At 53.1% G+C, this 12676-nt stretch carries 13 protein-coding genes; 1 reads left to right on the forward strand and 12 read right to left on the reverse strand.

Annotation, left to right across the window (positions count from 1 at the left end):
* Positions 1–64: 64 nt before the first annotated feature.
* The 11 genes from lipA to J4645_RS01975 all read right to left on the reverse strand — a co-directional run bounded on the left by lipA (position 65) and on the right by J4645_RS01975 (position 10869).
* A complete protein-coding gene (lipA, locus tag J4645_RS01925) occupies positions 65–1030 on the reverse strand; it encodes a lipoyl synthase (RefSeq protein ID WP_000042640.1) in 966 nt (321 codons plus the stop codon).
* A gap of 205 nt (positions 1031–1235) precedes the next feature.
* Entirely contained in the window at positions 1236–2189 is a 954-nt protein-coding gene (locus J4645_RS01930; protein WP_001282817.1) for a YbeF family transcriptional regulator, read from the reverse strand.
* 301 nt (positions 2190–2490) lie between these two features.
* Positions 2491–3132, reverse strand: a complete 642-nt coding sequence (lipB, locus tag J4645_RS01935) for a lipoyl(octanoyl) transferase LipB (protein ID WP_000284008.1) — start codon at positions 3130–3132, stop codon at positions 2491–2493.
* Positions 3133–3231: 99 nt separating this feature from the next.
* Positions 3232–3495, reverse strand: a complete 264-nt coding sequence (gene ybeD, locus J4645_RS01940; RefSeq protein ID WP_000850547.1) for a DUF493 family protein YbeD — start codon at positions 3493–3495, stop codon at positions 3232–3234.
* A gap of 107 nt (positions 3496–3602) precedes the next feature.
* Positions 3603–4814: a D-alanyl-D-alanine carboxypeptidase DacA gene (gene dacA / locus J4645_RS01945; protein ID WP_000858711.1), complete on the reverse strand. Its 1212-nt coding sequence runs from the start codon at positions 4812–4814 to the stop codon at positions 3603–3605.
* Between the two features lie 139 nt (positions 4815–4953).
* On the reverse strand, positions 4954–6087 hold the full coding sequence (gene rlpA / locus J4645_RS01950) for an endolytic peptidoglycan transglycosylase RlpA (RefSeq protein WP_001231297.1): 1134 nt from the start codon (positions 6085–6087) through the stop codon (positions 4954–4956).
* A 10-nt stretch (positions 6088–6097) separates the two neighbouring features.
* Positions 6098–7210 carry a peptidoglycan glycosyltransferase MrdB gene (gene mrdB, locus J4645_RS01955; protein WP_000131713.1) on the reverse strand — a complete coding sequence of 371 codons (1113 nt, stop codon included), beginning with the start codon at positions 7208–7210 and terminating at the stop codon, positions 6098–6100.
* A gap of 2 nt (positions 7211–7212) precedes the next feature.
* Positions 7213–9114, reverse strand: a complete 1902-nt coding sequence (mrdA, locus tag J4645_RS01960; protein WP_000828700.1) for a peptidoglycan DD-transpeptidase MrdA — start codon at positions 9112–9114, stop codon at positions 7213–7215.
* Positions 9115–9144: 30 nt separating this feature from the next.
* Complete coding sequence (rlmH, locus tag J4645_RS01965; protein WP_023215216.1) at positions 9145–9612, reverse strand: 23S rRNA (pseudouridine(1915)-N(3))-methyltransferase RlmH; 468 nt, start codon at positions 9610–9612, stop codon at positions 9145–9147.
* A 3-nt stretch (positions 9613–9615) separates the two neighbouring features.
* A complete protein-coding gene (gene rsfS / locus J4645_RS01970; RefSeq protein ID WP_001161670.1) occupies positions 9616–9933 on the reverse strand; it encodes a ribosome silencing factor in 318 nt (105 codons plus the stop codon).
* 327 nt (positions 9934–10260) lie between these two features.
* Positions 10261–10869, reverse strand: coding sequence for an adenosylcobalamin/alpha-ribazole phosphatase (locus J4645_RS01975; protein ID WP_001241923.1), 609 nt, complete (start codon positions 10867–10869; stop codon positions 10261–10263).
* A gap of 96 nt (positions 10870–10965) precedes the next feature.
* Between J4645_RS01975 and cobD the strand changes: the two genes are divergently transcribed.
* Complete coding sequence (gene cobD, locus J4645_RS01980; protein WP_023215217.1) at positions 10966–12060, forward strand: threonine-phosphate decarboxylase CobD; 1095 nt, start codon at positions 10966–10968, stop codon at positions 12058–12060.
* Here cobD and nadD read toward each other — a convergent pair.
* Positions 12035–12676 carry a nicotinate-nucleotide adenylyltransferase gene (gene nadD, locus J4645_RS01985; RefSeq protein ID WP_023197276.1) on the reverse strand — a complete coding sequence of 214 codons (642 nt, stop codon included), beginning with the start codon at positions 12674–12676 and terminating at the stop codon, positions 12035–12037. The two genes, cobD and nadD, sit on opposite strands and share 26 nt — an antisense overlap.

The raw sequence follows: 12676 nt of genomic DNA on the forward strand, positions 1-12676 counted from the left end.
GCAGAGTAAAAAAACCGGCAAGTTGCCGGTTTTTTTGCCTGAAATGTAAGCGTCTATTACACGATCATTTCACTTCCATGCCTTTGGCCTGGAGATCAGCATGGTACGAAGAACGTACAAAGGGGCCACAGGCGGCATGGGTAAAGCCCATCGCCAGGGCTTCCGCTTTCATCTCGTCAAACTCTTCCGGGCTGACATAACGCTGTACCGGCAGGTGATGGCGGCTTGGCTGTAGATACTGACCAAGCGTCAGCATGGTGACGCCATGACGGCGTAAGTCGCGCATAACCTCAATGATTTCCGCATTGGTTTCGCCTAAGCCCACCATCAGACCCGATTTTGTCGGAATTTCCGGGTGCGCTTCTTTGAAGCGTTCCAGTAATTTCAGCGACCAGTTGTAATCGGCGCCCGGACGAACCTGGCGGTAAATACGCGGCACGTTTTCCAGGTTGTGGTTAAACACATCCGGCGGCGTCGCGTTAAGAATATCCAGCGCGCGATCCATACGTCCACGGAAGTCTGGCACCAGGGTTTCTATTTTTATCTCCGGGCTTTTGGCACGGATAGCGGTGATGCAGTCAGCAAAATGCTGGGCGCCGCCGTCACGCAGATCGTCACGGTCGACAGAGGTGATGACCACATAGCGTAGCGCCATGTCGGCGATCGTTTGCGCCAGTTTCTGCGGCTCTTCCGCATCCGGCGCAACGGGGCGGCCATGGGCGACATCACAGAACGGACAGCGGCGAGTGCAAATGGCGCCAAGGATCATAAACGTAGCGGTGCCGTGGTTGAAACATTCAGCCAGGTTTGGGCAAGACGCTTCCTCGCAGACAGAATGCAGGCCATTTTTGCGCATTGCGGCTTTGATGCCCTGGATACGGGTAGAATCCGCCGGAAGTTTTATTTTCATCCATTCCGGTTTACGTAGTAGAGCGTCGCGCTCTGTGACCACATTTTTAACCGGGATAAGAGCCATCTTATCGGCATCGCGGTATTTTACACCGCGTTCCATCACAATGGGTTTACTCATAGCGTGCGTGTTCCAGTTGCGAATAACGAAGGAAAGCGTTTCAATTCAAGGGAAAGTTGTATTTATCAACTATTTTTGAATTTGTGACACGCAGTATATCATTGATAAGGGCCATAAAGCAGCCTGACAGCCCGGCAAAATGTAAAATAGTTGTTGTTTTGTGCTGTTTGCCCATATCTTCCGTGACCTGAATGCAACATTTTTGTCAGAACGCCTCACGAATGATATCAATGACGTTCTCCAGCACCGGATCGCGCAGACTCAGTTTATTGTAATGCAGCGAGAACTCGACCTGTTCACTATTCACCGGCGCGTAGGGAAGGCGTTCAAGCGGCCAGCAGCGGCTAAATAAGTCGTAGAAGCGGGTGGGCATCAGTCCCAGCAGATCGCTGCTGGCGATCAGCGAGGCAATGGTAAAAATATTGTAGCTGCTAAAACTGATTTGCTGATCGGGAAATGTCTCCTGCAGTCGCTGGCGCAGCAGGGAAAGATGTTGTCCCTCCAGCATCAGAAAGGTGTGATCCGCGCTGTTCAGTCTTTCTTCAGTAATGGCGTTCGCCAGACACGGGTGATGCTGGCGGCAGACAATCTCAAGCGTATCGCTAAACAGGACGTGATGCTGGATGCTCCGGTTGTTATAGCTATGGGTATTGATAATGAGATCGGTCTGAAACTGACTAAGCTGGCTTTCGGCATCGTCTACCGGAATATTGCGCAGCAAAAGCTGAGGATAACGCGGCCTGATGGCCTGGTAAATAATCGGCATCACTAGCGCGCCGACCGAAGGCGTCGTGCCAATTGTAATGGTACGCTGCTTATCGTAGCTGCCCGTAAGATCCAGGGCGCCAAGAATAGATTCCAGCCCCTGGCTGATGTATTCGTGCAGATGCGTAGCATACGTCGTGGGCGTTACGCCCTGGCCTTTGCGAATAAACAGCGGATCGGGAAATATAGTCCGTAATTTTTGAATGGACTGGCTGATGGCTGACGGCGTCAGGTTAAGAATTTTCGCTGCATTGACGATCCCTTTATGGACATATACGGCCTCAAAAATCGTCAACAGATTGAGGTCAATATTTCTCAGTGTTCTGAAAATTTGCGGTTTGTCTTGTAGGTGTTGATCGGCCGGTTGTCTTTCTGCCTGATTATTATCACTCACGCTCTGGCTCCGAATTCATTCGTATTATGAATAATAGATGAAATAGTATATTTTGCATTTATGAGTTGGTTTTAAAATTACTCTTATGAATGTATTTTTAGTCATTTCAATAAGATAAGTAACAGCAAGGCCGGGATTTTGTTCACGGAAAATTCCTCATCATGAGGACTGAAGAGGCCATGCCGCCTGGCGGCTACAGCAGGGATATAACGAAAATATAGAAAGCGGGGGGAGAAGTAAAGCATTCAAATCATATATGATTAATGACCCATAAATTTCTTGGGCCATTATATTTTACGCATTAAGCAGCAATATATTCATGCGGTGGATTATTTAGCAGAGCTAAAATATTCGCCAGCAAGCGGGGCGCAATATTATCCGTGGTAGCGTCTTCCTTCCACTGCGTTATTTTGGCCATTTCCATGCCGGCATAACCACACGGGTTGATGCGCAGGAAAGGAGAAAGATCCATGTTAACGTTTAGCGCTAAACCGTGGAATGAGCAGCCGCGACGGATACGTAAACCCAGCGAGCAGATTTTCTTTTCACCCACATAGACGCCCGGCGCATCGGCGCGCGGATGCGCCTCAATACCAATTTCAGCCAGCGTATTCACCACGGTCTGTTCAAGTAGGGTGACTAAATCACGCACGCCCAGTTTACGTCGTTTCAGGTTAAGTAAAACGTACATTACCTGTTGGCCCGGACCATGATAGGTCACCTGTCCTCCACGATCGCTCTGCACAACGGGAATATCGCCAGGCATCAATATATGTTCCGCTTTACCGGCCTGGCCCTGGGTAAACACCGGGTAATGCTCAACCAACCAGATTTCATCATGGCTGTTTTCATCGCGCATATCGGTAAAGTTATGCATGGCCTGAGAGATAGCTTCATAGGGCTGAAGGCCGAGCTGGCGGACAAGGATTTTATCCTGATACAAAACGGCATCTCCGTAGAGAATGAAAAAAGAGAGGAAAGTATATCACAGCGGGGGAGGCGGGGAGTTACCCGGATAAGACCGGGTAACCGTCTGGATGTATTACAATACCATTCGCACGATATCAATATTGCCCAGTTCTTCGTACAGCGTTTCAACCTGTTCAATATGGGTGGCATTAATGGTGATAGAGACCGAGTGGTAGTTGCCTTTGCTGCTCGGTTTTACCGTCGGAGAGTAATCACCAGGCGCATGGCGCTGTACCACTTCAACCACCTGATCAACCAGCTCAGGTAACGCCTGCCCCATTACTTTGTAAGTAAATGGCGTAGGGAATTCAAGCAGTTCGTTAAGTTTGGTTTTCATGTCAGCTCCGGCATTACGTAAAAAAATAACAACTCCCGCCACAGGGCGGGAGTTTTACTGATGCATAGTATATGGGGACGAAAATCACACTTTCAAGCGTTCAATTTTTATCCAAACCAGTGATGGAACATTAATTTAATGTAATCAATGATTTTACCGAAGAAGTTCCCTTCCGGGATCTCTTGCAGTACGACCAGCGGACGCTGCTCGATGGTTTTACCGTCCAGCTGGAAGTTGATGGTGCCGACCACCTGGTTTTTCTGCAGCGGCGCGTGCAGTTCTGCGGTATTCAGTACATAGCTCGCTTTCAAATCTTTCATGCGACCACGAGGGATCGTCAGGTAAACGTCTTTATCGACGCCCAGCGAGGCGCGATCGGTATTACCAAACCAGGCGGGTTCAGAGGCGAACTCTTTACCAGCCTTCAGCGGATTAACGGTTTCAAAGAAACGGAAGCCCCACGTCAGCAGTTTTTTGCTTTCTGTTTCACGGCCTTTATAGGTCCGTCCGCCCATCACGGCGGAAATCAATCGCATCTGGCCTTCGGTTGCGGAAGCGACCAGATTATAGCCCGCTTTGCTGGTATGGCCGGTTTTGATGCCGTCCACATTCAGGCTGTTATCCCACAGCAGACCGTTACGGTTTAACTGGCGAATGCCGTTAAAGGTGAACTCTTTTTCTTTATAAACGGCATATTCGTTAGGCACATCGCGAATTAACGCCTGACCAATCAGCGCCATATCGCGAGCTGAACTGTATTGTCCGTCGGCGTCCAGGCCGTGTACGGTCTGGAAGTGGGTATTTTTCAGCCCCAACGCGTTCACATAGCTATTCATCAGCCCGACGAAAGCATCCTGGCTACCGGCGGCGAAATCAGCCATTGCCACACAGGCGTCATTGCCGGATTGCAGATTGATGCCGCGTATCAACTGAGAGACCGGTACCTGCATTCCCGGCTTGAGGAACATCAGCGAGGAGCCTTTAAATACCGGATTGCCGGTGGCCCAGGCGTCATTACCGACGGTAACCAGGTCGGTTTCTTTAAATTTACCCGCTTTCATTGCCTGTCCGATGACGTAACTGGTCATCATCTTCGTCAGACTCGCCGGGTCGCGACGTTCGTCGGCGTTTTGTTCCGCCAGAACTTTACCGGAGTTGTAGTCGATCAGGATGTAGGATTCCGCATCGATCTGCGGAACACCCGGGATCATAGTTTTGATATTCAGGTCATCGGCATGTGCGGTTGAGATAAACGCGGCACAAAGCGCCGTGGTGAGCGCCATGCGCTGCATAAAACGAGCGGAAAAAGTGGTCTTCATGGTCTGAACTACGACGTCCGTGATGAAATTAAAAAAAGAGCCCTACTATAGCAAAAGCATAACTGGCAGGCATCTGACTTTCCGCGTGACTTTGTTAATGTCATTTACAGAAATTGACAGTACAGATACCTGCGATCGGTTACTGCGCGCTGGCGATAAAGGACTGTAATTGTGCTTCTGTTTGCAAACGTTGCTGTAACGCGCTGGCTTCGGCTTTACTGGCAAAAGGCCCCAGTTGAATACGCCAGACCGCGCCGTTTTGTATTACGCGTCCTGGTACGCTGAACTGCTGGCTTAAACGCTGTTGGTATTGCTGCGCACGCGTTTGATCGCTGACGGCGCCGACCTGGACGACGAAACGGCCGCTCGCCGCGGCGACAGGCGCGCTCACCGGGGCAGATACCGGGGCCGTGGCGGCAGGCGCGCTAACCGGCGTCGCAGTCGCTGGAGCCGTCACCGGCGCGGAAACCGGCGCTGGCTGTGGCGCCGGCGTCGGTTCATTACCCTCCAGCACGCCAGGCGCCAGCGTGGTCGGCGCGCCGAGGAAGCCGCTGCTGCTCACCGGCGCACCGGTGGTATCGTCACTTTTCAACGTGGAATTACTGACCGGAAGAACGTCGCCTTGCGGTTGCGCAGGCGCTGAAGAGGCGCTTCCCATTCCGCCGCTTAAATCAGGGCGCGGGGGCAGAGCGTAGGTCTGTTTCGCCACCGTCGTACAGGCCATCCCCGGGCCGGAGAGCGAACCATCCGGCGCCACGATAATAGGGTCAATCCGTACTTTAGTATTATTCGAGGTATTCAGACGATCCGCCGCCGCGCGGGACAGGGAGATGACCCGATCGGTGCCATAGGGGCCGCGATCGTTAATACGCACGACGATCATGCGACCGTTGGCCAGGTTGGTGATTCGCGCATAGCTGGGGATAGGCAGTGTCGGATGGGCGGCGGTAAGCTGCATCGGATCGAACATCTCCCCGGAGGCGGTTAAATTACTGCCGGGTTCCGCATCATAAATAGCGGCCAGGCCAGCCTGGCTAAAGCGGGACGGGTCCTGAACGATTTTATAACTTTTACCGTCACGCTGATAATCCTGGTTTGCGGTCGGATTCAGAGGTTCATAACGCGGTTCCGCTCCGCTGATTTCCACAGTCGGACCATTACATACCGCAGGTTGCGGCGCGACGGTGGTTTGCTGCTGACCGCCGTCATTAGTACATGCCGCGAGTAGTACTATCCCTGCCGCGACGCAGATTACAGGCAACTGCTTACGCATTGCGCACCCCTTATACGCTTTTCGACAACATTTTTCTGTGGGTGTGGATCGACATCACAATCCCGAACCCGGCCATCAGCACAATCAGTGCGGAGCCCCCGTAGCTGACCAGGGGTAAAGGTACTCCAACCACAGGCAGAATACCGCTCACCATACCAATATTTACGAAGACATAAACGAATAATATTAACATTAATCCGCCAGCCATCACGCGACCAAATGTAGTTTGCGCTCTGGCGGCAATCCACAGACCGCGCATTATTAGCAAAATATAGAGCGCGAGCAGAATCAGGATGCCCACCAGACCGAGCTCTTCCGCCAGTACCGCGAAGATAAAGTCGGTATGGCGTTCGGGTAAAAACTCCAGCTGCGACTGGGTGCCGTGGAGCCAGCCTTTACCGCGCAGGCCGCCTGAGCCAATGGCGATTTTAGACTGAATAATATGATAGCCCGCGCCCAGCGGATCGGTCTCCGGATCAAGGAGCATCATGACGCGCTGGCGTTGGTAATCGTGCATCAGGAAAAACCACAAAATAGGAATAAATGCAGCGATCAATACAATGGCGACCCCAATTAAGCGCCAGCTCAGACCAGACAAAAATAGGACAAAGAGACCGGAAAGGGCGACCAAAATAGACGTCCCGAGGTCCGGCTGGGCGGCAACCAGCAGGGTAGGCATAAAGATTAATACCAGGGCGATGGCGGTATTTTTCAGCGAGGGCGGGCAGACGTCGCGGTTAATAAAGCGGGCGACCATCAGCGGCACGGCGATTTTGGCTATTTCCGAAGGCTGAAAGCGAACGATTCCCAGATCGAGCCAGCGCTGCGCGCCTTTGGATATTGCGCCGAAGGCATCAACGGCGACCAGCAAAATGATACAAATGATATAGAGATAGGGCGCCCAGCCTTCATATACGCGCGGCGGGATCTGCGCCATCACCACCATAACCACCAGCCCCATCGCAATCTGACCGATTTTACGCTCCATCATGCCGATGTCCTGGCCGCTGGCGCTCCAGATGACCAATGCGCTGTAAACCAGTAACGCCAGCAGAATGAGTAGCATCGTGGGATCGATATGAATTTTATCCCAGAAGGTTTTTTTGTTCGGATTATCCGTCATGATTATTGGTCCTCCGCCGCTGCAACCACCGGGTTTTCCGCAGGCAAATGGGTGTTGTTGTCGCCCAGCATGATGTGATCAAGGATTTGGCGCATGATCGTGCCTACTGCCGGGCCTGCGCCGCCGTTTTCAAGGATGATCGCGACGGCGACCTGGGGATTGTTATACGGCGCAAAGGCGGTCATTAATTTATGGTCGCGCAGGCGCTCGGCGATTTTATGCGCATTGTACGTTTCGTTGGCCTTCAGGCCAAAGACCTGCGCGGTGCCCGACTTCGCCGCGATTTTATAGGGCGCGCTGGCAAAATATTTATGCGCCGTGCCGTTAGGGCGGTTGGCGACGCCATACATGCCATCTTTCGCAATTTCCCAGTAGCCGGAGTGAATATCGCCCACCGGCGGCTCATGCGGCTGTACCCACGGCACCTGTTTACCGTTTTCCGCGGTGCTCATTAACAGGTGCGGGACTTTAACTACACCGTCGTTAATAAGGATCATCAGCGCCTTACTCATCTGAATCGGCGTTGCCGTCCAGTAACCCTGGCCGATGCCCACCGGAATCGTATCGCCCTGATACCACGGTTTTTTAAAGCGTTTCTGTTTCCACTCGCGGGTCGGCATATTACCAGAGCGCTCTTCTGCGAGATCAATTCCGGTATAGTGACCATAGCCGAACTTACCCATCCATTCTGACAGGCGATCGATCCCCATGTCATAGGCCACCTGATAGAAGAAGGTATCCGCCGACTCTTCAAGGGATTTGGTGATATTCAGATGCCCGTGGCCCCATTTTTTCCAGTCGCGATAACGTTTCTCAGACCCCGGCAACTGCCACCAGCCAGGGTCGAAAAGACTGGTGTTACGGGTGATGACGCCAGCGCTTAACGCCGATACGGCGACGTAAGGCTTAACGGTAGAAGCGGGTGGGTAGACACCCTGAGTCGCACGGTTCACTAATGGCGTGTTCGGGTCGTTAAGCAGCCCGGAGTAATCTTTGCTGGAGATGCCGTCCACGAAAAGGTTAGGGTCGTAACTTGGCATGGAGACCAGCGACAGCACGCCGCCGGTACGCGGATCGGTGACAATCACCGCCGCGCGACTGCCTGCCAGCAGCGTTTCAATATACTGCTGGAGCTTGAGATCCAGCGTCAGGTAGATATCGTGTCCGGCCTGCGGCGGCACCTCTTTGAGCTGGCGAATGACGCGGCCGCGGTTGTTGACTTCAACCTCTTCATAACCGGTTTGCCCATGCAGAATATCTTCATAGTAGCGCTCAATGCCCAGCTTGCCGATGTCATGGGTGGCGGCGTAGTTTGCCAGTTTGTTTTCTCTGTCGAGACGCTCGACGTCTTTATCATTGATTTTCGATACGTAGCCGATAACGTGGGTCAGCGCCGATCCGTATGGATAATAGCGGCGTTTATAGCCTTTGACTTCAACGCCCGGAAAACGGTACTGGTTGACGGCAAAGCGCGCGACCTGAACTTCCGTCAGGTTTGTTTTCACCGGAATAGAAGTAAAGCGATGGGATCGGGCGCGCTCTTTTTTAAAGGCGGCGATATCGTCGTCGTTTAAATCGACCACACTGCGTAGCGCATCCAGCGTTTGCTGAACGTTATCCACCTTTTCCGGCATCATTTCAATCTGATAGATAGTGCGGTTCAGCGCAAGGGGAATGCCGTTACGGTCGTAGATTATCCCGCGGCTTGGCGCAATTGGCACCAGCTTGATACGGTTTTCGTTCGAGCGGGTCTGGTAATCGGTAAAACGAAGGATTTGCAGATTATACAAATTGGCGATCAGTACGCCGGTCAGCAGCAAAATACCCAAAAAGGCGACCAGCGCCCGACGCACAAACAGTGCGGACTCAGCCGTATAGTCACGAAAAGAATTTTGTCGTTTCATCCGCTGCTTAATCTTCTCAAGACTTCACGATCACTCACGGTGATAAGGGTGGTTGGTTGTGATGCTCCACGCCCGGTACAAACTCTCCGCAACCAGAACCCGAACCAGCGGGTGAGGGAGCGTTAACGCCGAGAGCGACCAGCTCTGTTCCGCTGCCGCTTTGCAGGTGGGAGATAATCCTTCCGGGCCGCCAATCAGCAAACTGACGTCGCGCCCGTCCTGTTTCCAGCGCTCCAGCTCATTGGCTAACTGCGGCGTATCCCACGGCTTGCCTGGAATATCCAGGGTAACAATGCGATTCTTACCGGCGGCGGCCAGCATCTGCTCGCCCTCTTTGTCGAGAATGCGTTTGATATCCGCGTTCTTGCCGCGTTTGCCCGCAGGGATTTCGATCAGCTCAAAGGGCATATCTTTCGGAAAACGACGCAGATATTCCGTAAATCCCGTTTGAACCCAGTCGGGCATCTTCGTGCCGACAGCGACAAGTTGCAGCTTCACGCATTAACTCCAGAGTTTTTCCAGTTCATACAGGCGGCGACTTTCTTCCTGCATGACATGCACAATCACATCGCCCAGATCGACGACAATCCAGTCAGCCGCATTTTCGCCTTCGACGCCCAACGGCAACATACCGGCCGCGCGCGACGACTGCACCACGTGGTCGGCAATAGACATAACGTGACGGCTGGAGGTGCCGGTACAAATAATCATACAGTCGGTGATACTGGATTTACCCTGAACATCTAAGGCGATGATGTCCTGACCTTTCAGGTCATCAATTTTGTCGATAACAAAATCCTGGAGTGCTTTACCCTGCAAGTTTTCCCCCTGGGTGAATAATTGCGTTATAACGATAGAAAAAGGCCAACAGGCTGGACCGGTAAGGCGTTGCGAGTTAACGCTAACCTTCCGGCGGGACGCCGTGTAGTATACCTGAATCAGCGGCGATACCGGGACTTATGTCGCCGGATCGGCGTTTAAAACCAGATTATCATCCCATCCCACGTCACAGAAAGCATCGCCATTTTTGTAAAACAATTTCTGCAAAGCTCTGCAAGGTGAAAAAAGCCTGGCTGCGGAGAATAACAGCCTGTCGGGGGCTGTCAATGGGCGAAACCACTGCGGCGAGAAAAAACGGAAAATTCATCACTCAGGCCGCCAGACGGCACGACTATTTAATACTTTCAGGGTAGCGAACCCTTCGCACAGGTCGATTGCGCTCCAGCATCCCTGTTCTACCCGGAAATGCCATAGCGAGGCGGCGGGCATCGCGAGCAGACGGGCAATCAACAGGCTGAGTACGCCCTGATGGCTGACGATTAGCAGGTTCTGGCAATCGCTAAACGCGTCGAGTCGCGAGATAAAGCGCTCTACGCGCCGGGTAAAAGCCTGAAAACCCTCGCCATTGGTCGGAACCGCATTCTGCCAGTCCGTACACCAGGCGGCATAGCTTTCGGCATCTTCATGGGTGAGGTCGCGGTGATGGCGCATTTCCCAGTCGCCGAAGTACATCTCATTAAGCTCAGGTAAGATGTGTTGCGGCACATCCCGGCCCTCCAGTACGAGCCGGGCGGTATGGCGCGCGCGCTCCAGCTCGCTGCATAACACCCGGTCAAATGGCGCGTGGCGCAATAAAGTATGTAGCGTTTTCGCCTGGCCAATCCCTTTTTCCGTTAACGGCGTGGGAGCATGTCCGCTATACAACCCGGCGACATTGGCCTCGGTTTCGCCATGACGCACCAGCCACAATCGCATGGTATTCCTCATGAGGTTAAATGCGCAAAACATGATAATGCCCCTGATTGCGCAACGTTTTTTTCACTAAAATAGCATTTTTTGGCCGGAGGCATAATGGCGTTATTCAACAGCGCGCATGGCGGTAATATTCGGGAAGCCGCGACGGTGTTGGGCATCTCGCCTGACCAGTTACTGGATTTTAGCGCAAACATTAATCCGCTGGGTATGCCTGTCAGCGTGAAACGCGCGCTTATCGACAATCTGGACTGCATTGAGCGCTACCCGGACGCCGATTATTTTCATTTGCACCAGGCGCTGGCGCGTCATCATCAGGTGCCGGCATCGTGGATACTGGCGGGAAATGGCGAGACGGAGTCAATCTTTACCGTGGCGAGCGGTCTTAAACCGCGTCGTGCAATGATTGTCACGCCAGGTTTCGCGGAGTATGGCCGGGCGCTGGCGCAAAGTGGCTGTGAAATTCGTGGTTGGTCTCTACGCGAAGCGGATGGCTGGCAGCTTACCGATGCCATTCTTGAGGCGTTGACGCCCGATCTGGACTGCCTGTTTCTGTGTACGCCCAATAATCCTACCGGCCTGCTGCCGGAGCGGCAGTTATTACAGGCCATTGCCGATCGCTGCAAATCGCTGAACATTAACCTGATCCTGGATGAAGCGTTTATCGATTTTATTCCGCATGAGGCGGGCTTTATTCCTGCTCTTAAAGATAATCCGCATATCTGGGTGCTGCGTTCGCTGACCAAATTTTATGCCATTCCCGGCCTGCGGTTGGGATATCTCGTCAACAGCGATGACGCGGCGGTGGCGCGGATGCGTCGCCAACAAATGCCGTGGTCGGTTAACGCGCTGGCGGCGCTTGCCGGTGAGGTAGCGTTACAGGATAGCGCCTGGCAACAGGCGACCTGGCATTGGTTACGGGAGGAGGGCGCCCGGTTTTATCAGGCGCTTTGTCAGCTCCCCCTGCTGACGGTCTATCCCGGGCGGGCAAACTATCTGTTGCTACGCTGTGAGCGAGAGGATATTGACCTGCAGCGACGGTTGCTGACGCAGCGGATTTTAATCCGTAGCTGCGCTAACTACCCGGGGCTGGACAGCCGCTATTATCGTGTGGCGATACGCAGCGCTGCGCAAAACGAGCGTCTGCTGTCGGCGCTGCGCAATGTGCTTACTGGTATAACCCCTGCTGATTGATGTAGTTCAGCACGTTTTCCGGCAACAGATCGTCGCAGGATTCGCCTTTTTCCAGACGTTCGCGGATGAGGGTTGCGGAGATATTAAGCCAGGGCGTTTCCGCCAGGTAAATTTTACCGGCTGGCAACTGGTGCAGATCGTCCGGCGTATGGGTCAGATGCTGTTCCAGCCACTGCTGGTGTTGCGCCTGCGTCATTTCAAGGGGATAGCCCGGACGACGACAAACGATCAGGTGAGTGTTATCAAGGATGGTGTCGTACTCATGCCAGGTGGGGAAGTTAAGCAGAGAGTCCTGGCCGATAATAAACGCCAGCGGCGCTTCGGGACCCTGTTCTTCGCGCCATGCTTTCAACGTTTGCGCAGTGTAAGAGGGCGCGTTTCGCTGTAGCTCGCGTTCATCCAGCGTAAAAAGCGGCTTATCGGCGATAGCCAGCTCCAGCATATATTTACGCTGCGCGCTGGAAGCTTCCGGCTGGGGGCGATGCGGCGGCACATTGTTAGGCATAATAATCACCCGCGATAAGCCGATCAGATTCGCCAGCGTTTCAACAGGTTTAAGATGTCCATAATGCACCGGATCAAAGGTGCCGCCGAATAAAGCCTGTAACGATTTCAT

This window comes from Salmonella sp. 32082101201600294FB01SM01, assembly GCF_017572865.1.
Taxonomy (GTDB): Bacteria; Pseudomonadota; Gammaproteobacteria; order Enterobacterales; family Enterobacteriaceae; genus Salmonella; species Salmonella enterica.